Genomic DNA, 19,043 nt, shown 5'->3' with positions numbered 1-19,043 from the left:
CCTCCTCGGCCGCGTGGTCAAGCCGATGCCCGTTCCCGTTCGGTCCTCGCCGCCGTGGTCAGCGCCTCGTCGTAGCGGTGGAGGACCAGGTGGGCCATCTTCTCGTGGGCTCCGAGCGGGACCGCCGCCAGCCACGGGGCCGCTGTCGCGCACTCCCTGGCGAAGCGGCCCGGGGCCGTGAAGCAGGAGGCCAGGGCGATCTTCGTACGGCCCTGGGACGTGAGGGTGGCGACGGCCTCCGCGACCGTCGGGGTCGCCGCCGAGGCGTAGGCCGGGAGGACCGGGACGTCCAGGCGGGCGGCGAGGAGGGCGGCCGTGCGGCCCGTGTCGCGGCGGGACTCGGGGTCGCGGGAGCCCGCCGCGGCCAGGACGACGGCCGAGGTGCGGCGCTCGGCGGCGGTGGCGTGCGGGTTCCAGCCCGCCTCGACCAGGCGCTCGTACAGGGTGTCCACCAGCAGCGGGTGCGGGCCGAGCGGGGCGGCCACGCGGGTGCGGAGCCGGGCGGTCGCCGCCAGCTCGGGGATGTCCCGCTTGACGTGGTAGCCGCGGCCCAGGAGCAGCGGTACCAGGACGGCGGAGCCGGTGCCGCGGGCGTCGAGTCCGGCGAGCGTGCCGGGCAGCAGGGGCGCGTTCAGCTCGATGTGGCCGAGGTGCACGGGCAGGCCGGGGCGCAGTGCGCGGACCCGGTCCAGGAGGGCGCGGACCGTCTCCAGGGCGCGCGGGTCGCGGCTGCCGTGGGCCACGGCCACCAGGGCGGGCCGCTGCGCGCGGGGGCGGTCGTCGGGCCGGACGAGGGTGAGGCGGCCGCTGGTTCCGCTCGCCGCCCGGCCGGTGCTGCTCGTTTTGTGCGTCGCCGTCATGAACCGATGGTGAACGCGGGACGTTGCCGCCCCGTTGCGCGGGAATGACGGGGGTTTTCCGGCGGTTCACGCGGGGTGCCAGGGGCGTGTGAGCCGTCGTGAGCTGCGGTTTCTCCGGCCGGGGTGAGGCCCGTCACGTGCGGTGGGACGGACCGGCCCACGTAACCCCGGCCGGAAAGCAGTCGTTCACGAGGCATGACCAACCCCAAGCGCGTACTTGCCGCCGTCGCTCTCGGAACCGCCCTCTTCGCGGTCCTCGCCTCCCCCGCCGGCGCTGTTCCGGACCCCGTGGCCACCGTGGACTGTGCCGTCGCGGAAGTCACCGGGCTCGTCGACCCCGCCGGCCCCGGAGTGCCCGCGGAGGTCCCCGTGACCGGCTGCCTCGCCCCCTGAGTCCGCCACGCCATCCCGACACCTCTGTCCGTGCGGCCCCTCCCCTCGGGAGGGGCCGCACGGCGTGTGCCTCACGCCGCCCGGCCGGGGGCGGGGAGGCCGCCGTCCCGCCCGCGTAACAAAGGGCCGACACGGCACGTAACACGGGCGAAGCACGCTGAACGGCATGCAGAACACCGCCACTCCCACGCACTGCCCGTACTGCGCCCTGCAGTGCGGGATGAATCTGACGCCCGTGCCCGGCGGGACCGTCGAGGTGAGCGAGCGCGCGGACTTCCCGGTCAACCGGGGAGCGCTGTGCGGCAAGGGGCGGACGGCGCCCGAGGTGCTGTCGTCCCGGGTGCGGCTGACGTCCCCGCTGGTGCGGTCGGCCGCGGGCGAGCTGGAGCCGGCCTCCTGGGAGGAGGCACTGGACCGGATCGCCGAGGGGCTGACCTCGGTGCGTGCGGCGTACGGCGCGGACGCGCTCGGCGTGTTCGGCGGCGGTGGGCTGACCAACGAGAAGGCGTACACGCTCGGCAAGTTCGCGCGGGTGGTGCTGGGCACCTCCCAGATCGACTACAACGGCCGCTTCTGCATGTCGTCGGCCGCCGCGGCCGGAATGAAGGCGTTCGGGCTGGACCGGGGGCTGCCGTTCCCGCTGGAGGACATCCCGCGGACGGGCTGCGTGATCCTCGTCGGGTCCAACCTCGCCGAGACGATGCCGCCCGCGCTGCGCTATCTGACCGAGCTGAAGGCGAACGGCGGCACGCTGATCGTCGTCGACCCGCGCCGCACGAAGACCGCCGAGCAGGCCGACCTGCACCTGGCGCCCCGGCCCGGCACCGACCTGGCGCTCGCGCTCGGACTGCTGCACCTGGTGGTCGCCGAGGGCCGCACCGACGAGGCGTACGTCCAGGAGCGCACGAGCGGCTGGGAGGACGCCCGGGCCGCGGCGATGGCGCACTGGCCGGAGTACGTCGAGCGGATCACCGGGGTGTCCGTGCCCGACCTCCGGGAAGCGGTACGGCTCTTCTGCGAACCGGAGACCGCCATGGTGCTCACCGCGCGCGGGCCCGAGCAGCAGTCCAAGGGCACCGACACGGTCGGCGCGTGGATCAACCTGTGCCTGGCCACCGGACGCGCCGGACGCCCGTACTCCGGGTACGGCTGCCTGACCGGCCAGGGCAACGGGCAGGGCGGGCGCGAGCACGGCCAGAAGGCCGACCAGCTGCCCGGCTACCGCAAGCTGACCGACCCGGCGGCACGGCGGCACGTCGCCGAGGTGTGGGGCGTCGACCCCGGCTCGCTGCCGGGCCCCGGCCGCAGCGCGTACGAGCTGCTCGACGCGCTGGGCACCGACATCCGCTCGCTGCTGCTGATGGGGTCCAACCCGGTGGTGTCGGCGCCGCGCGCGGCCCACGTCGAGGAACGTATCCGCTCGCTGGACTTCCTCGCCGTGTGCGACGTGGTGCTGTCGGAGACGGCGGCGCTCGCGGACGTCGTGCTGCCGGTGACGCAGTGGGCCGAGGAGACCGGCACCACGACCAACCTGGAGGGCAGGGTGCTGCTGCGCCGCCAGGCGATCACACCGCCCGAGGGCGTGCGCAGCGACCTGGAGGTGATGCACGAACTCGCCGCCCGGCTGGGCGTGGAGAAGGGCTTCCCGACCGACCCCGAGGAGGTCTTCGAGGAACTGCGCCGGGCGAGCGCGGGCGGGCCCGCGGACTACTCCGGGATCACGTACCGCAGGCTGGTGGAGGAGAACGGGGTGTTCTGGCCGTGTCCGGCGGCGGGGGACGACGAGCCGGATGCCGGCGCCCGCGGCACGGGCGCCGCCGCCCCTGACACCGACGCCGAGGACGCCGCGCTCGACGTGCTGCCGGACGATCCGGCGGGGGACGGCGAGGTGCCGGGGCACAGGGGCACGCCGGACGGGCATCCCGGCACGCCCCGGCTGTTCCTCGACCGGTTCGCCACCGAGGACGGGCGGGCCCGGTTCGTGCCCGTGTCGCACCGGGCCATCGCCGAGGAGCCCGACGACGAGTACCCGGTGCTGCTGACCACCGGCCGGGTCGTCGCCCAGTACCAGTCCGGCGCGCAGACCCGCCGCGTCGACGAGCTGAACGCCGCGGCGCCGGGCCCGTTCGTGGAACTGCACCCGCGGCTCGCGGCGCGGCTCGGGGCGGCGGAGGGCGACCCGGTGGCCGTGGTGTCCCGGCGCGGGCGCGCGGTCGCCCCGGCCCGCATCACGGCGAACATCCGCCCCGACACCGTCTTCATGCCGTTCCACTGGCCGGGCGAGGGCCGCGCCAACACCCTCACCAACCCGGCGCTCGACCCGACGTCCCGCATGCCGGAGTTCAAGGCGTGCGCGGTGCGGCTGGAGCCGGTGGAGCCGTAGGCGCAGGCGTGGTGGTGGTCGTGGGGGGGACGCGCCTTCCAGGGCCTCTCCGCAACCCCGCAGGAACGATTCGCACCCCACACAGGGCTGAGGGTCACCGGGCCGCGTTGGCGTGACGGCCGCCCCGGGAGAACACCCCCGGGGGCGGCCGTCGGCGTCTCGTGCGGGCCCGCGGTCGTGTCGTTGCTCCGTCGGCGGTGGTGTCAGGCGGCGTACGGGGTCGTGTGCCTCGCCTCCCTCAGGGCCCGTGCCCACCAGGCGAGCTGGTCGAGCATCACCTTGGCCGCCGCGTCCGGGCCCGACGGGTCCTTCAGGGTGCCCGCGTCGTCGAAGGCCGCGCCCGCGTTGTGGAAGGAGACGGTGTCACGGACCGTGACGGCGTGGAGTTCGGCGAAGACCTGCCGGAGGTGCTCGACGGCGCGCAGGCCGCCGGACAGCCCGCCGTAGGAGGCCAGCGCGACGGGCTTGGCGCGCCACTCCGCGTAGTGCCAGTCGATGAGGTTCTTCAGGCCGGCCGGGAAGGAGTGGTTGTACTCGGGCGTGAGCACGACGAACGCGTCCGCCTCCGCCAGCTTCGGCGTCACGTCCGCCAGCGCTGCCGCCGCTCTGGGGCCGCGGGCCAGGGTGGTGGGCAGATCGGTCGCGGCGACGTCCACGACCCGCGGGACCAGGTCCGGGTGGTCGTCCAGATGGCCGAGGAGCCAGTCGGCGACGACGGGGCCGAAGCGGCCGTGACGGTTGCTGCCGATGACAAGAGTGACCTTGAGAGGTTCCGCTGGGTTCATGCGAGAAGCCTCCGACCTCAAGTTCACTTGAGGTCAAGTCCCGCCGTGCGGGGGGCCGGTCACCCGTTCACACGCCCGCCGCGCGACTCTTCCGGTTCTTTTCCGCGCGCCGTCCTCCCTGCGCCGGTGACCTGCTGAAACGGGGACGGTTCGGGGTCCACCGGGCTGCGGTGCGGCAGCCGTTCACCCGCTTTCTGACGGCCCCTCAGCAAGCGCGCCGGGCCCGCTGCCACTTACCTCGGTAGGGCAGGGCACGGCCGACGCAGCGGCACATGGGGGTGCCGCGGGCCGTGACCCGCCGAACAGCTCGGAGGAGCACGGATGCGACGTACCGCCCGTCTGCTGACCGGGGGCGCGCTCGGCGTCGCCGCCGCGGCACTCGCCGCCGCGCCCGCGCACGGTGCCGGTGGCAGCGGCCTGGAGGTGTACCCGTCGTCGGCCGTGCCCGACAGCCGGGTCGCCGTGCGCACCGGGGCGTGCGGCGACGGCGGCACCGCGCAGGGCGACGCGGCCGCGGTGGGCGCCGGTTCCTTCCCGCTGGCGCCGCGCACCGGCGAGCGGGACGTGGCCGGGCGGTTCCGGGTGCCGCCGAGCGCGCAGCCGGGGACGTACGAGATCGTCGTCAGGTGCGCGGCGGGCGGGCGGCGGGTGACCGGGGACCTCGTGGTCACGCCGGCGTCCCACCGGCAGCAGGCGTATCCCCGGGGAACGGTGAAGACGGGGGTCGGTGGCGCTCTGGGCCCCGACCCCGTACAGACCGCGGCCGGCGTGGCGGTCCTCGCCGTCGCCGCCGCGGGCGGTACCTGGCTCCTGCATCGCCGGGCGAGAGGCGACGGGATCTGACGGGCACCCTCCGCTGCCCGTCCGCCGGTACCGCGACTCCCCTCCCCCTCCGGGTCCGACGCCCCTCGCGGCCCGGAGGGGGCACGGGGCCGTCGTCACGGGGGGCCTCTGCCGACCGGGCGGGCGGGGCCGGGCTCAGGTGTGCCGGCCCCGCCCGGGCCGGTCGGGACCAGAGAGGTTCGTCATGCGCAGGCTCGGCACCACGGTCGTGGGGACCGTCACCGCGGTCGCCCTGTGTGCCGGTACGTGGCTGCTGGGCAACGGGATCGCCTCACACGCCCCACCGCAGCCGTCCCCCGCGCAGGCCCGTTCCGGGCGGGACGGCGAGCGGCCCGCGGCGCCCGCGCTGCCGCCCTCCCCGCCCGACCGCATCCGCATCCCGGCGATCCGGGTGGACGCCCCGCTGACCGGCCTCGGTCTCACCCGGTCCGGCGGCCTCGACGTGCCGCCGGCCGGGCGCCGCAACCTCGCCGGGTGGTACGAGGCCGGCACGACGCCCGGTGAGACGGGCACCGCGATCGTCGCCGGGCACGTCGACAACGCCGACGGGCCCGCCGTGTTCTACCGGCTCGGCGCCCTGGAGAAGGGCAGCAGGATCGAGGTCGACCGGCGCGACGGCGGCGTCGCCGTGTTCACCGTGCACGCGGTCGAGGCGTACACCGCGCGGGACTTCCCGGACGAGCGGGTGTACGGCCCGGCGAAACGTCCCGAGCTGCGGGTCATCACCTGCGGCGGCGGCTACTCGCGCCGCACCGGCTACCAGGGCAACGTGGTCGTCTTCGCCCACCTGACGGGGCCACGCGGCGGCTGAGCGGGCCCCCGGGGTGCGAACCCGCCGATGTGCCGCTTCCGGCACGGAATCGGGTGGGCCGCCGAGGGAGGTCGCGCGGAGGGCGGGGAAACCGGACACCTGCGGCTGCCTGGTCAGCGGCTCAGCCCGCCGGCCCCGGCGCCACCCCGCGGCTCCCGGCCGGCCGCCCGGATCACCCCTGGGCCGGCCACTGCTCGTAGGCCAGCTTCGCCACCAGCGCGAAGACGACCGTGAGCAGGACGGCGCGGACGAAGCGGCTGCCCTGCTTCAGGGCGGTGCGGGCGCCGAGGGTGCCGCCCGCCAAGTTGAAGACGGCCATCAGGGCGGCCAGCTGCCACAGCACGGTGCCCTGCCAGGCGAACATCGCCAGCGCCCCGGCGTTGGTGCAGCAGTTGACGATCTTGGCGGTGGCGGAGGCGGCGACGAGGTCCAGGTGCAGCACGGCGGTGAGGGCCAGCACCAGGAACGTTCCCGTGCCGGGCCCGACCAGGCCGTCGTAGAAGCCGATGCCGAGGCCCGCCAGGCCGATCGCGGCGAGGACGCGGCGCGGGCCGGCCGGGCCCGGGGCGGGCGCGGTGCCGAAGGCGGGCCTGAGGATCACGAAGGCGGCGACGCCCAGCAGCACCACCATGATCACCGGCTTGAGGACCTCGGTGCTCATCCCGGCCGCGAAGAAGGCGCCCGCCGACGACCCGGCCAGCGCCGCGAGCCCGATCCGCACGGCGGTGCGCACGTCCACCGGGGCCTTGCGGGCGTACGTCACCGCGGCGCCCGTGGTGCCGACGATGGCGACGGCCTTGTTGGTGCCGAGCGCGTAGGCGGCCGGGGTGCCGCCGGGCAGCCCGAGCAGCAGCGCCGGCAACAGCAGCAGGCCGCCGCCGCCCACCACGGCGTCGATCCAGCCGGCCGCGAGCGCGGCTGTACACAGCACGGCGACCGTGGTCAGGGATATGTCGGGCACGATCGTGACCCTATCCCGGCCGGTCACGGGCGCCGCCGCCCACCCGGACCGGTGTGCCCGGGCGGGATTCCACCTCACAGCGGGCCCACGGGTCGGCCCCCGAAGCCTCACACGTGCCCGCCGGCCCCGCTGAGGGCAGCGTTCCGCGCGGGAAACAGTTGCGATGCTGCCGGGTAACACCCGCACCGCACGCTCCTGGACATGACCTCGAATACGCGTGTGGTGGTGATCGGCGCCGGGCTCGCGGGCGTACGGCTCGCCCGGCGGCTCGGCGAGCTCGGCACGCCCGCGCTGCTGATCGGCGAGGAGGAGCACCGGCCGTACAACCGGGTGCTGCTCGCCGAGGTGCTGGCCGGGCGGTACAGCCCCGAGGTGATCGCCCTGCCGGCGCCCGCGGAGCTGACCCGCGCCCGGGTCACCGGCATCGACCGCGCCGCGCGGACCGTGCGCTGCGCGGACGGCTCGGTGATCGGATACGGCACGCTCGTGCTGGCCACCGGCTCCAACCCGAAGCTGCCGCCGCTGCGCGGGCTGTTCACCGAGGACCACGAACTGCCCGAGGGCGTGCACGCGTTCCGCACCATGGACGACTGCCTCGGCCTGTCCAAGGCCGTGCGCCCCGGCGTGCGCGCCGTCGTCATCGGAGGCGGGCTCCTCGGGGTCTCCGCCGCCCGCGCCCTCGCCGTGCGCGGCGCGCAGGTCGTGCTGGCCCAGCAGTCCGAGCGGCTCATGGAGCGCCAGCTCGACCCGAACGCCTCCCGGCTCGTCCACCGGCACCTGCTCGACCTCGGCGTCGAGGTGCACACCGAGTGCCGGGTGCGCGACGTGCGGTGCGTCGCCGGCGCCGTGCGCTCCGTGGAGATGGCCGACGGCTACGCCCTCGACGCCGACCTCGTCGTCCTGGCCTGCGGCGTCCACCCGCGCGTCGGCCTCGCCCGCGACGCCGGCCTCGCCGTCGACAAGGGCGTCGTCGTGGACGACGAGCTGCGCACCTCCGACCCGCACATCCACGCCGTCGGCGACTGCGCCCAGCACGACGGCACGCTGTACGGGCTCGCCGCCCCGGCCCTCGAACAGGCCGACGCCCTGGCCGGGGTGCTCGCCGGGGACGGCACCACCCGCTACACCGGCACCCGTTCCCTGACCCGGCTCACGCTCGCCGGGCAGACCGCCTTCGACCTCGCCGCGTTCGGCGAGACGGAGCCCCGCCCCGGTGACGACGTCGTGCAGCTCGCCGACGCCACCCGCGGCACCTACCGCAAGGTCGTCGTCCGCGACGACCGCCTGGTCGGCGGGGTCCTCGTCGGCGAACTCGGCACCGTCGGCGCGCTCGCGCGCGCCTGGGAGGGAGCAGAGCCGCTCCCCGCGGACGGCGCCCCGCTGCTCCACCTGCTCACCAACGATGGAGGCTCCTGATGACGACGACGGCTCTTGGCGCCCGGCCCGCCCCCACGATCGTGCTCGTCGGCCACGGCATGGTCGGCCAGCGCTTCCTCGAAGCGCTCGCCGAGCGCGGCCTGACCGCCACGCACCGCGTGGTCGTGCTGTGCGAGGAGCCGCGTCCGGCGTACGACCGCGTGCAGCTCACCTCGTACTTCTCGGGGAAGACGCCCGACGACCTGTCGATGACGGATGTGGAGTTCATCGCCAGGCACGGCATCGAGCTGCACGTCGGTGACCCGGCCGAGACCGTCGACCGGGAGGCGAGGAAGGTGACGGCCCGCTCCGGGCTCGTCGTCGGCTACGACGTCCTGGTGCTGGCCACCGGCTCCTACCCGTTCGTGCCGCCCGTCCCGAACAAGGACGCCACCGGCTGTTTCGTGTACCGCACCATCGAGGACCTCCTCGCCATCGAGGAGTACGCCAAGAAGGCGACGACCGGTGCCGTGGTCGGCGGCGGCCTGCTCGGCCTGGAGGCGGCGGGCGCACTCCAGGGCCTCGGGCTGACCTCGCACATCGTGGAGTTCGCGCCCCGGCTGATGCCCGTGCAGGTGGACGAGGGCGGCGGCGCGGCGCTGCTGCGCACCATCGAGGACATGGGCCTGTCCGTGCACACCGGGGTCGGCACGCAGGAGATCGTGGTCGGCGAGGACGGCGCGGTCACCGGCATGAAGCTGTCCGACGGCTCCGAACTCGCCACCGACCTGGTGGTGTTCTCCGCGGGTGTCCGCCCCCGCGACCAGCTGGCCCGCGACTGCGGCCTGACGGTCGGCGAGCGCGGCGGCATCGCGGTGGACGAGCAGTGCCGCACGGTGTCCGACCCGCACGTCTTCGCCATCGGCGAGTGCGCGCTGACCGCCGACGGCCGGGTGTACGGCCTGGTCGCCCCCGGTTACGAGCAGGCCGAGACGGCGGCGTCGGCCATCGCCGGGGACGAGGCCGCGTTCACCGGGGCCGACCTGTCCACGAAGCTGAAGCTGCTCGGCGTGGACGTGGCGTCCTTCGGCGACGCGCACGGCACCACCGAGGACTGCCTCGACGTCGTCTACTCCGACTCCCGCGCGGGCCTCTACAAGAAGCTCGTCGTCGCCCGGGACGGCACCCTGCTCGGCGGCATCCTGGTCGGCGACGCGGAGGCGTACGGCACGCTGCGCGCCTTCACCGGCTCCGTCCCGCCGGTCTCGCCCGAGTCGCTGGTGCTGCCGGCCGGTGCCGGTGCCCCGGCGCAGCTCGGCCCGTCCGCGCTGCCGGACGACGCGATCGTCTGCTCCTGCCACAACGTCAGCAAGGGCACCATTCGCGGCGCGGTCACCGACCACCAGTGCACCACGGTGCCCGAGGTGAAGAAGTGCACCAAGGCCGGCACCGGCTGCGGCTCCTGCGTCAAGGTGCTCGGCCAGCTCGTCACCGCCGAGCTGGAGGCGAGCGGCGTCGAGGTCGACAAGGGCCTGTGCGGCTGCTTCGCGCAGACCCGCGAGGAGCTGTACGAGATCGTCCTCGCCCTGCGCATCGGCTCCTACCAGGAGCTGCTGGACCGGCACGGCCGCGAGGACGCCCGGGGCGGCGACGGCTGCGAGATCTGCAAGCCGACCGTCGGCTCGATCATCGCCTCCCTCGCCCCGGTGATCGGCGCGAGCGGCTACGTCCTGGACGGCGAGCAGGCGGCCCTGCAGGACACCAATGACCACTTCCTGGCCAACCTGCAGAAGAACGGCTCGTACTCGGTCGTGCCGCGCATCCCCGGCGGGGAGATCGCCCCCGAGAAGCTGATCGTGATCGGCGAGATCGCCCGCGACTTCGGCCTCTACACGAAGATCACCGGCGGCCAGCGCATCGACATGTTCGGCGCGCGCGTGGAACAGCTGCCGCTGATCTGGGCGCGGCTGGTGGACGCCGGCTTCGAGTCCGGGCACGCGTACGGCAAGTCGCTGCGCACGGTGAAGTCCTGCGTGGGCCAGACCTGGTGCCGCTACGGCGTCCAGGACTCGGTCCGCATGGCGATCGACCTGGAGCTGCGCTACCGGGGGCTCAGGTCCCCGCACAAGCTGAAGTCGGCGGTCTCCGGCTGCCAGCGCGAGTGCGCGGAGGCCCAGTCGAAGGACTTCGGCGTGATCGCCACGGCCAACGGCTGGAACCTGTACGTCGGCGGCAACGGCGGCGCCACCCCGCGCCACGCGGACCTCCTCGCGCAGGATCTCTCCGACGCCGAACTGGTCCGGCTCATCGACCGGTTCCTGATGTTCTACATCCGCACCGCCGACCGCCTGGAGCGCACGTCGACCTGGCTGGAGCGCATCCCGGGCGGCCTGGACCACGTGCGCGACGTCGTCGTGCACGACTCGCTCGGCATCTGCGACGAGCTGGAGTCCCTGATGCGGGCCCACATCGCGCACTACCGCGACGAATGGGCCGAGACCATCAACGACCCCGAGAAGCTGGCCCGCTTCGTGTCCTTCGTGAACGCCCCCGACACGCCCGACCCGGTCGTCGCGTTCGTCCCCGAGCGCGACCAGATCAAGCCCGACCTGCCGCTGCTGACCATCGGCACGCGATCGACGGAATCCACGGAATCCGCCCTGGAAGGAAGCGCCCAGCGATGACCCTGGCACTCGAGACGACCGACCTGAAGGTCCAGCTGCGACCGGCGGACGGGACCGGCGACTGGTTCACCGTCTGCGACCTGAGCACGCTGTTCCCGGGCCGCGGTGTGGCGGCCCTGCTCCCCGACGGCCGCCAGGTGGCCCTGTTCGTGGACCGCAGCGGCAAGCTCTACGCGATCGACAACCGCGACCCGTTCACCGGCGCGACCGTCCTCTCCCGCGGCCTGACCGGCACCCACCAGGGCCGCCCGTTCGTCGCCTCACCCCTGCTGAAGCAGCGCTTCGACCTGGAGTCCGGGCAGTGCCTGGACGAGGACGGGGTGCGGGTGGCGACGTACGAGGTGCGGGCGTCGTAGTACGAGGTGCGCGCGTCGTGGCCGCGTACGGGTGCCTGGCCCTCGGGCGGGCCCTCGTGGGTCAGCCGGGCAGGGCGTCGTACGTCACGCCCGTCAGTTCCTCGGACGCGGTCCACAGGCGCCGGCCCGCCGTGTCGTGCCGGGTCCAGGGCGCCCGCCAGGAGGGTGCGGGCGCCCCGCGCCACATGGCGAACGACGGCCCCGTGAAGGAGTCCGGGCGCACGCCGGGCGCGGTCGCCGCGTACAGCACGGGCGCGGCGCCCGCCTCGGCCGACTGCGCGAGGACGCGGTTGCCAAGCCCTGCCAGCCGCTCCGCGACGCGGCGTCCCGACGCCCGGGGCCCGGCGCTCAGCAGGCCGGTGGCCGCGTACCCGGGATGGGCCGCCGCCGCCAGCAGGTCCACGCCGTGCGCCGCCGCCCTGCGGGCGAGTTCGTGCGTGAACAGCAGGTTGGCGGTCTTGGCGCGGGCGTAGGCGATCCACGGCCGGTAGGCGCGGTCGCCGTGGAGGTCGCCGGGGTCGATGTTGGCCAGCGCGTGCATCATGCTCGACACGGTGACCACCCGGGCGCCGGGCGCGGCCAGCAGGGCGGGCAGCAGCAGCCCGGTGAGGGCGAAGTGCCCCAGGTGGTTGACGCCGAACTGCGTCTCGAAGCCGTCCGCCGTCGTGCCGTACGGCAGTGCCATCACGCCGGCGTTGTTGACGAGCAGGTCGACCCGCTCGTACGGCAGCGTGCCGGCGAACTCCCGTACCGAACGCAGGTCGCCGAGGTCGAGCGTCCGCAACTCGGCCCGCGCTTCGGGGACTTCCTCGATGAGCCGGCCCAGCGCCGCACGCCCGCGCGTCTGGCTGCGGCAGGCCAGCACGACGGTGGCGCCGTTGCGGGCCAGCTCCCGCGCGGTGACGTACCCGAGTCCGCCGTTGGCCCCGGTGACGACGGCGACGCGGCCGCTCTGGTCGGGAATGTCGTGCGCGGTCCAGCCGGGCATGGACGGCTCCTCACCACGTGCGGTCTGCGGTCGGACCTCAGCCTACGAGGGACGGGGAGCGGGCACCCGCGGCGGGCTCGTGACAGGCTTCTGGTGAGTTCGCGGCGGGCAGCTGACTGCCCGTGGCGGACTCGTCACCCACTCCCGTACCCGCCCGTCACGACCCGTACATGACATGTCTACCCCACGCGCCTAGGGTCCGTCAGCGCACGACCCCGACGCCGACCGGTGGCGGGGCGGTTCACCGCACCTTGGAGCAGCAGTGGAACGTCGTACCCTCCTGCGTGCAGCAGTCCTCGGCGGCTCGTCCGCCGCCCTCGGCGGGACGCTGTGGCGCGGCGCCGCGTACGCCGCGCCGGCCCAGCCCGGCACCGGCCCGTACGGCCCGCTGGGCGCGCCCGACGCCAACGGCATCCGGCTCCCCAGCGGCTTCACCAGCCGGGTCGTCGCCCGGTCCGGCCGGACGGTCACCGGCACGTCGTACACCTGGCACAACGCCCCCGACGGTGGCGCCTGCTACGCCGACGGCACCGGCTGGATCTACGTGTCCAACTCCGAGATCAACCCGTCCGGCGGCGCGAGCGCGCTGAAGTTCTCCTCCACCGGCACGATCACGGCGGCGTACCGCGTCCTGTCCGGCACGCGGCAGAACTGCGCGGGCGGCAAGACCCCGTGGAACACCTGGCTGTCCTGCGAGGAGGTGGACCGCGGCTACGTCTACGAGACGGACCCGTGGGGCGTGAAGGCGGCCGTCCGGCGCGACGCGATGGGCCGCTTCAAGCACGAGGCGGCGGCGGCCGACCCGGTGCGCCGGGTCGTCTACATGACGGAGGACGTGTCCGACGGCTGCTTCTACCGCTTCCGCCCCACCACCTGGGGCGACCTGTCCTCCGGCACCCTGGAGGTCATGGTGGCGGGCACCGGCACGAGCGGCCCCGTGACCTGGGCCCGCGTCCCCGACCCGACCGGCGCCACCGCCACCCGCGCCCAGGTGTCCGGCGCCAAGCGCTTCAACGGCGGCGAGGGCTGCTACTACGCGAACGACACGTGCTGGTTCACCACCAAGGGCGACGGCCGGGTCTGGCAGTACAACGCGGCGGCCCAGACCGTAGAGCTCGCCTACGACGACTCCCTGGTGTCCGGCACGGCCCCGCTGACCGGCGTCGACAACGTCACCGGCTCCTCCTCCGGCGACCTGTTCGTCGCGGAGGACGGCGGCACGATGGACATCTGCGTGATCACGCCGGACGACGTGGTGGCACCGTTCCTGCGCATCGACAACCAGTCGTCCTCGGAGATCACGGGCCCGGCCTTCTCCCCGGACGGCACCCGCCTGTACTTCTCCAGCCAGCGGGGTACGACGGGCCTGTCGTCGGGCGGCATCACGTACGAGGTGAAGGGGCCGTTCCGGACCTGACAAGGACCGGCGGCAGACGGCGGGGCGCCATCCATCGGTGGCACCCCGCCCCGCAGTACCGGACGGGCGTTGTCCGAGGGACAGCAGCAGGGAGTCTCTTGTCCTTGCGGCGGCGCACGCATCCCCGCTGCCCCGCGAGCAGCGTCAGGAGCGTCCACGTCACGATGCCGGCGATCAGGCCCTGTAGCCGGCCGGCCGGGTCCATGTCGTCGGCCTCCTCCATCGGCACGACGCCCTCCGGGTCGAGGACGACGCCGAGCCGGTCCCCGACCTCGGGCGCCCAGGTGTCGCCGTTGTGGGTGAGCTTGTCCCGGAGTTCCTCGCCGTCGGCGGTGCGCAGCGTGTACCGGTGGTTGTCGCCGCCCGTCTTCCTCGACGCTGTCGGCCACGATCACGACGTTCTCGCGCACGCCCCGCGCCTCCAGCGCCGCCTCGGGCGCGTACTGCACGGCGCCGACCAGGATGAACACGCCGGGCACGAAGGACAGGAAGGCGATCCACCCGGCGCGGTGCAGGATCTCGCCAGCAGCACGGCGAACGCCACGCAGAGCAGGACACGGACGCCGATCGGGACGGCCACCCAGCGAAGGGCGAGGTAGGACAGGCCCGCGGTGACGGCCGCGGCGAGCCGCCCGAAGACCAGCACGGCGAGCTCCCCCGGAGCGTCCCCTTTTCAGGCCTTGGCCGCCGCCACCTCGTGCATCCGGCCGGACAGTTGCCGCACCGCGCGCGTCTTGGCGTACGGCGCGAGTTCTTTCCTCATCGTGGCGAAGTGGTCGTCACCGCGGACAGACGACACGTGCTCGTACTCGTCCAGGAACCGGCCCCACGACTCGCACGACGCCTCCACATGCCCGTACCCGAGTTGCCGCTGTGCCAGGAGCGCGTATGCGTGGACGCGGCCCTGCCGTTCGTTGGCCGGCTGCACTTTGATGGACTGCTTCATGGCGTCAATGCTGCCCGGCAGGTCGTTCTCCTCCAGCAGCACATGAGAGACGTAGAACAGATATGCCGTCTGGTCGTAGCCGCCGATCGCGTCGCGCCGGTTGTCGGCCTTTGAGAGTGCCGTCTCAGCTTCACGTAGCCGTGTGTGGGCCTGGTGGCGGTCTCCAACCATGCTTGCCGCGTGGGCCTGCTGGCCGCGCAAGAACGCCACCAATCGCGGGCCGGCCGACGGCGCGGCCTCCGCCGCGGAGTCCGCCAGTTCCAGCGCCATCCGCCCGTGCCGGAGGTTCGACGCCTGGAGCGACATGCCACGCAGCGTCCGGCAGTAGGTCACGTGGTCGCCCGCTTCATCAGCGAGTTTGAGCGCTTGGACGTAATACTTCTGCCCCAGGCCGTGGGCCTTCTCGTACATGGCCATCCACCCGGTCAGGTAAGTCAGGTCCGATGCGGCGGCGAGCATGTCCCGCTTCACTGGTTCGGATGCCTGCGCTTTGAGCCATGGCCCGACGGTGTTGACGAGGAACGCGGCCGCCATAGGCCGGGCGTGGCCGGCGCCGAACTCATCAAGAATGCCGGCAATCCGCTCCGTCATGGAGCGCACCGACGCAACTTGGGAGGCGCCGATCCGGGCGGTGGCCCTGCCCGAGGTGAACGGGGTGCCGGCGGCCCGTGCCGTGTGCTGGAACGCAGGCACGGACAAGGCAGCAGAGAACAGAGTCGCGGCCAGGACACCGCGACGGGGTGGGTCCATATCCGCCCTTCCTAGGTCGACCAACTCCTCCACAATGTCGGCTGGTTGAGAGCCGTCGACGGACACGGCGGGTTGAAGGCCGGCCTCCGCATGGGTGACCGGCCGCCCCAACCGAGCGGACAGCGCCTCAACAATCAGCGGCCTGACTTCAGGTTTCGGCGGCGTACCGGCGATCCAGTGCGAAACGGCCGTGCGGTCGTACGAAAGTTCAAGCCCAGCCTGTGGGCCGAGTCGGTTCACCTGCTGGGCCAACTGTGTACGCGTCCATCGTGCCTGCTCAAGAAGCCTGTCCAAAGCAGGGTTGGGCGTGCGTTTCCTCGTGGCCATGACCTCAACTCCCGACAGCTCCTGGCGTTCACGGCGTTCACGGTCCCACCTGCTCCCAACGGTACCCGCAGACAGTGACCACACGGTTACCTCTTACGAGTCAAGCACTGATCTCGGCCCTTGGGAGCAGAGGTGACCAACGCACCACCATTGAGACGAGGCGCCGCCGCGGCGGGGGACAACCTCTGCCATGAGCGCCGCCCCGACCGTCCGCTCCGGGACGACAAGGAATACGGCGGCGCGTGGGGTACCGCCGATGCCGGCGCGGAGACCTGGTGCTGTCTCCCTGTCCCTGCTGAGGAGCGGACGTGACCGCCCTCGCCACCCCGACATGGACACCACCTCTGGACACGACGGAACTGGCCGACCTCCTGGCGAAGATCCGGAAGTGGACTCCCTATGACGGTGACGTCCTGCTGGACGACATCGGCGCGGTGCATGGACGAGTTGTTCGTCCGTCACCCCCTGAACCCCCGTGTTCGTCGGCGTTGTCCCCCGGCGTTGGTGAGCACGGGACAACCCCCGCTGCCGGAACGGTTCCGGTTCCGGCAGCGGGGCCTGATCCGGAGAGAACCCATGGCGAAGTTACTGCTTCTCGGTGCTGTCTGCGTACTGGCGGGCGCGGTACTCAGCACCGGCGGACGGCCCGGTCCGGCCCCGATGGCTCAACTGCAGGCCGAGGAGGACCGCCGCTTCTCCGAACGGGTTGCCCAACCTCCTGCACAACCCCTGTCCGAATTCCGGCATGCGCCCGCACACCCTGAGAGGGAATCCGTGGAGCCCCGATGATGATGAGTTCTGCGTCGTCTCCTGGAACCTCACGCTCCTCACCAACGTCCAGCACGATCCGCAGCGCCTGTCCGCCAGCCGCGTCACTTTGCTGCTCAACCGGCAACGGCTGGACCGGCCCGTTCACCGGCGCGGACCGGGAACCGGCCGTCGTGACGGTCGAGCGGCCCGGCAGCACCTACACGATCGGCGATGCGATGGTCCACCAGGCCGTGACGGAGCCCCACACAGTCACGGTGTTCCTGCGCGGGCCGCGCCGCAAGAAGCTGTCTCACGCGGCCGAGGAACTGATGCCGCCGCGGGACGGTTGGCCGGAGGCCGCGACGCCGGGGGACGAGCCGCAGGAGTCCTGCCCGTGCACGCTCGCCGAGTCCCAGCGCATGCGCGCCTACCTGATCGAACGCAACCTCATCAGTTGACGGCTCAAATCCGTGGCCGCGGCGCGTCGCACGGCTGGGACGCGAGAGGCTACGGAGCACATTCGGCACACCGAGGAGCAACCGATGAGCAACGTCCTGACCACCGATCACCCCGCCTGGCACACCTACGAGGACGGCACACACGCGCGTGCCGTCCGCACGGCGTCCGGGATCTGGGCCGTGACCCACAACCGGGACGGCCTGCACCTGGCATGCGTTGAGGGAACCGAAGACGTCAAGCCTGAGTTCGTCGCCACCGACCCCGCTCACCTCCCGCCCGCCGCCCCGGCCGCGCTCCGCAGCGGACTTGCCGAGCTGGGTGTCACCCAGCGCCTGGCGAACCCGTGGTTGTGGGACGCGATCACCACGACGATCTTGCGTCAGGTCGTACGCGCCGACCAGGCCCGCAAGCTGTACCGCACCTGGTGCAGCACCTACGGCACGACTTCAGCGGGCTTCCAGGACAGGCTCGCCGTCGCGCCCGCCCCGGCGGCGGTCCTCGACCTGTCCGACGACCAGTTCGCCGCTGTGGGCGCAAAATTCCACCGCAGCGCCTTGCAAGCAGCCGCAACCGAGTACGAGCGGGCCCACCGCGAGTGGGAGCGCCTGTCCGCCGGCGACCTGGCGCTCGCGCTCACTCACATCCCGCGCATCGGCCCGTGGACCGCCGCTGCCGCCGCGGCGGACTACACAGGTGACTTCAGTGTCTACCCGCACGACGACCTGGCCGTACGTACCTGGGCCGCCAAGATCGCCCCTGCCCATCCGTGGCCCGGCAAGAAGGACAAGACATTCGGTCCGCTGTGGTCCGGCTGGGCGGGGACCGACCGCACCGCACTGCACACCCTGACCCTCGCCACCCTCACCTGGGGGGCGCATGCCCGATGACATGGAGGACCCATGCGGCAATTACCGCTGATCGCGGGCGCCGACGAGCGTCACCCGCTGGACGCCCTGTTCATCAACGCGCCGCTGCGTAACTACACCCTGCGGCCCCGGACCAACGACTACACGCTCCCCGTACTCGGCATGGCGTACATCGCCACCTACGCTCAGCAGCGCGGCTACAACGTCGGCGTGCTCGACGCCGAAGCGCACGGTCTCGGCATCGAGGAGACGGCACGGTTCGTCAACGAGGCCGCGCCTCGCTGGGCCGCCATGAACCTGCTGGCCCCCACCTATGAGATGTCCGCGAGGATCGCCGACCGGCTCGATCCCGGCGTCGCACTCATGGCCGGCGGTCACCACGCCAAGGCCATGCCGGACCGGGTCCTCGCCGACCCCCGCATGCGTCACCTGCGCGCCCTCGTCCTCGGCGAGGGAGAACTGCGCGTCGCCGCCCTCCTTGAGGACGAGCAGAATCGGCGCACGCTGCCGGGTGTCCTGTGGCGCGACCCTCTGCTGGACACCCGGGCCGCCGGCATCGCCGAACGCAGGCACAGCGCGGCACTCCTCGCGCCCGACATCGACAGGCTGCCGTACGTCAATCGCGCGTTCCTCCCGCAGGACCCATACCTTGCCCCGCCGACTGCGAGCGGGCTCCGACTGGCCTGCGAACGGCCCTGGCTCGGCGGGATCACCGGCCGAGGGCAGTGGGAGGCGAACATCGTCGGGAGTCGCGGCTGCCCCTACAACTGCACGTTCTGCGGCGCCGCCGTCTCCGCCAACCCAGACGTCACCATCCGCGTGCGCTCCCCCGAGAACATCATCGGTGAGCTGGACGAGCTGCACGAGGCATACGGCGTGACCGCCTTCCGCTTCGTCGACGACCTGTTCCTCGGCGTGGGACGGGTCATCGACGAGCAGATGGAAGCCTTCACCCGCCACAAGATCGGCGACCGGTACGTGTGGGACGCCACCGGGCGCATCAACGTCCTCAACCGGCTCACCGACCACGACTTGGACCGTCTCGTCACCAACGGACTGCGCGAGGTGGCCTCGGCATCGAATCCGGCAGCGACCGCATCCTGACCGC

The 19,043-nt window shown here is 73.0% G+C and carries 16 protein-coding genes; 11 read left to right on the top strand and 5 right to left on the bottom strand.

Features of this window, described 5'->3' with window-relative positions; genetic code table 11:
* Positions 1–17 precede the first annotated feature (17 nt).
* Complete coding sequence (locus AB0M97_RS09510; RefSeq protein ID WP_365960180.1) at positions 18–860, bottom strand: sirohydrochlorin chelatase; 843 nt, start codon at positions 858–860, stop codon at positions 18–20.
* Between the two features lie 195 nt (positions 861–1,055).
* Between AB0M97_RS09510 and AB0M97_RS09505 the strand changes: the two genes are divergently transcribed.
* Positions 1,056–1,253 carry a hypothetical protein gene (locus AB0M97_RS09505; RefSeq protein WP_365960179.1) on the top strand — a complete coding sequence of 66 codons (198 nt, stop codon included), beginning with the start codon at positions 1,056–1,058 and terminating at the stop codon, positions 1,251–1,253.
* 166 nt (positions 1,254–1,419) lie between these two features.
* Positions 1,420–3,636 carry a molybdopterin oxidoreductase family protein gene (locus tag AB0M97_RS09500; protein WP_365960178.1) on the top strand — a complete coding sequence of 739 codons (2,217 nt, stop codon included), beginning with the start codon at positions 1,420–1,422 and terminating at the stop codon, positions 3,634–3,636.
* Positions 3,637–3,839: 203 nt separating this feature from the next.
* Here AB0M97_RS09500 and AB0M97_RS09495 read toward each other — a convergent pair whose 3' ends face one another.
* Positions 3,840–4,421, bottom strand: coding sequence for an NAD(P)H-dependent oxidoreductase (locus AB0M97_RS09495; protein ID WP_365960177.1), 582 nt, complete (start codon positions 4,419–4,421; stop codon positions 3,840–3,842).
* A 321-nt stretch (positions 4,422–4,742) separates the two neighbouring features.
* Between AB0M97_RS09495 and AB0M97_RS09490 the strand changes: the two genes are divergently transcribed.
* Both AB0M97_RS09490 and AB0M97_RS09485 read left to right on the top strand, forming a co-directional pair.
* Complete coding sequence (locus AB0M97_RS09490; RefSeq protein WP_365960176.1) at positions 4,743–5,264, top strand: hypothetical protein; 522 nt, start codon at positions 4,743–4,745, stop codon at positions 5,262–5,264.
* Positions 5,265–5,448: 184 nt separating this feature from the next.
* Positions 5,449–6,075, top strand: a complete 627-nt coding sequence (locus tag AB0M97_RS09485; RefSeq protein ID WP_365960175.1) for a class F sortase — start codon at positions 5,449–5,451, stop codon at positions 6,073–6,075.
* A gap of 172 nt (positions 6,076–6,247) precedes the next feature.
* Here AB0M97_RS09485 and AB0M97_RS09480 read toward each other — a convergent pair whose 3' ends face one another.
* On the bottom strand, positions 6,248–7,036 hold the full coding sequence (locus tag AB0M97_RS09480) for a TSUP family transporter (protein WP_365960174.1): 789 nt from the start codon (positions 7,034–7,036) through the stop codon (positions 6,248–6,250).
* 201 nt (positions 7,037–7,237) lie between these two features.
* Here AB0M97_RS09480 and AB0M97_RS09475 point away from each other — a divergent pair, with 201 nt between their 5' ends.
* Genes AB0M97_RS09475 through nirD form a run of 3 tightly spaced genes read left to right on the top strand, consistent with a single transcriptional unit; the run spans position 7,238 to position 11,432 of the window.
* Positions 7,238–8,452 (top strand): FAD-dependent oxidoreductase, encoded by a 1,215-nt coding sequence (locus AB0M97_RS09475; protein WP_365960173.1) that lies wholly within the window; start codon positions 7,238–7,240, stop codon positions 8,450–8,452.
* Positions 8,452–11,076, top strand: a complete 2,625-nt coding sequence (gene nirB, locus AB0M97_RS09470; protein WP_365960172.1) for a nitrite reductase large subunit NirB — start codon at positions 8,452–8,454, stop codon at positions 11,074–11,076. The genes AB0M97_RS09475 and nirB overlap by 1 nt, the downstream gene beginning before the upstream one ends.
* On the top strand, positions 11,073–11,432 hold the full coding sequence (gene nirD / locus AB0M97_RS09465) for a nitrite reductase small subunit NirD (RefSeq protein ID WP_365960171.1): 360 nt from the start codon (positions 11,073–11,075) through the stop codon (positions 11,430–11,432). Before nirB ends, nirD begins: the two co-directional genes overlap by 4 nt.
* Before the next feature lie 61 nt (positions 11,433–11,493).
* On the opposite strand, the gene AB0M97_RS09460 is transcribed toward nirD, so the two are convergent.
* Positions 11,494–12,420, bottom strand: a complete 927-nt coding sequence (locus AB0M97_RS09460) for an oxidoreductase (RefSeq protein ID WP_365960170.1) — start codon at positions 12,418–12,420, stop codon at positions 11,494–11,496.
* Between the two features lie 262 nt (positions 12,421–12,682).
* Between AB0M97_RS09460 and AB0M97_RS09455 the strand changes: the two genes are divergently transcribed.
* The gene (locus AB0M97_RS09455) at positions 12,683–13,837 is read left to right on the top strand and encodes an alkaline phosphatase PhoX (RefSeq protein ID WP_365960169.1); all 1,155 of its coding nucleotides are present in this window, start codon (positions 12,683–12,685) and stop codon (positions 13,835–13,837) included.
* A gap of 673 nt (positions 13,838–14,510) precedes the next feature.
* On the opposite strand, the gene AB0M97_RS09450 is transcribed toward AB0M97_RS09455, so the two are convergent.
* Positions 14,511–15,860 carry a hypothetical protein gene (locus AB0M97_RS09450; RefSeq protein WP_365960168.1) on the bottom strand — a complete coding sequence of 450 codons (1,350 nt, stop codon included), beginning with the start codon at positions 15,858–15,860 and terminating at the stop codon, positions 14,511–14,513.
* A 941-nt stretch (positions 15,861–16,801) separates the two neighbouring features.
* Between AB0M97_RS09450 and AB0M97_RS09445 the strand changes: the two genes are divergently transcribed.
* The 3 genes from AB0M97_RS09445 to AB0M97_RS09435 all read left to right on the top strand — a co-directional run bounded on the left by AB0M97_RS09445 (position 16,802) and on the right by AB0M97_RS09435 (position 19,039).
* A complete protein-coding gene (locus AB0M97_RS09445; RefSeq protein WP_365960167.1) occupies positions 16,802–17,068 on the top strand; it encodes a hypothetical protein in 267 nt (88 codons plus the stop codon).
* Positions 17,069–17,152: 84 nt separating this feature from the next.
* Positions 17,153–17,956 carry a hypothetical protein gene (locus AB0M97_RS09440; protein ID WP_365960166.1) on the top strand — a complete coding sequence of 268 codons (804 nt, stop codon included), beginning with the start codon at positions 17,153–17,155 and terminating at the stop codon, positions 17,954–17,956.
* A 12-nt stretch (positions 17,957–17,968) separates the two neighbouring features.
* Positions 17,969–19,039, top strand: a complete 1,071-nt coding sequence (locus AB0M97_RS09435) for a cobalamin-dependent protein (RefSeq protein WP_365960165.1) — start codon at positions 17,969–17,971, stop codon at positions 19,037–19,039.
* Positions 19,040–19,043: the final 4 nt, after the last annotated feature.

The sequence above is a fragment of the Streptomyces sp. NPDC051207 genome, from assembly GCF_040682395.1.
Taxonomy (GTDB): domain Bacteria; phylum Actinomycetota; class Actinomycetes; order Streptomycetales; family Streptomycetaceae; genus Streptomyces.
Note: the sequence above shows the minus strand (reverse complement) of the source record. Positions and strands in the feature narration are given on the sequence as shown.

What these genes read in the sequence shown, in the direction of transcription:
- AB0M97_RS09460 (WP_365960170.1), bottom strand. Translation starts at nt 12,420, where the DNA reads ATGCCCGGCTGGACCGCGCACGACATTCCCGACCAGAGCGGCCGCGTC.
- AB0M97_RS09490 (WP_365960176.1), top strand. Translation starts at nt 4,743, where the DNA reads ATGCGACGTACCGCCCGTCTGCTGACCGGGGGCGCGCTCGGCGTCGCC.
- AB0M97_RS09505 (WP_365960179.1), top strand. Translation starts at nt 1,056, where the DNA reads ATGACCAACCCCAAGCGCGTACTTGCCGCCGTCGCTCTCGGAACCGCC.
- AB0M97_RS09450 (WP_365960168.1), bottom strand. Translation starts at nt 15,860, where the DNA reads ATGGCCACGAGGAAACGCACGCCCAACCCTGCTTTGGACAGGCTTCTT.
- AB0M97_RS09495 (WP_365960177.1), bottom strand. Translation starts at nt 4,421, where the DNA reads ATGAACCCAGCGGAACCTCTCAAGGTCACTCTTGTCATCGGCAGCAAC.
- AB0M97_RS09510 (WP_365960180.1), bottom strand. Translation starts at nt 860, where the DNA reads ATGACGGCGACGCACAAAACGAGCAGCACCGGCCGGGCGGCGAGCGGA.
- AB0M97_RS09440 (WP_365960166.1), top strand. Translation starts at nt 17,153, where the DNA reads ATGAGCAACGTCCTGACCACCGATCACCCCGCCTGGCACACCTACGAG.
- AB0M97_RS09475 (WP_365960173.1), top strand. Translation starts at nt 7,238, where the DNA reads ATGACCTCGAATACGCGTGTGGTGGTGATCGGCGCCGGGCTCGCGGGC.
- AB0M97_RS09485 (WP_365960175.1), top strand. Translation starts at nt 5,449, where the DNA reads ATGCGCAGGCTCGGCACCACGGTCGTGGGGACCGTCACCGCGGTCGCC.
- AB0M97_RS09500 (WP_365960178.1), top strand. Translation starts at nt 1,420, where the DNA reads ATGCAGAACACCGCCACTCCCACGCACTGCCCGTACTGCGCCCTGCAG.
- AB0M97_RS09435 (WP_365960165.1), top strand. Translation starts at nt 17,969, where the DNA reads ATGCGGCAATTACCGCTGATCGCGGGCGCCGACGAGCGTCACCCGCTG.
- nirD (WP_365960171.1), top strand. Translation starts at nt 11,073, where the DNA reads ATGACCCTGGCACTCGAGACGACCGACCTGAAGGTCCAGCTGCGACCG.
- nirB (WP_365960172.1), top strand. Translation starts at nt 8,452, where the DNA reads ATGACGACGACGGCTCTTGGCGCCCGGCCCGCCCCCACGATCGTGCTC.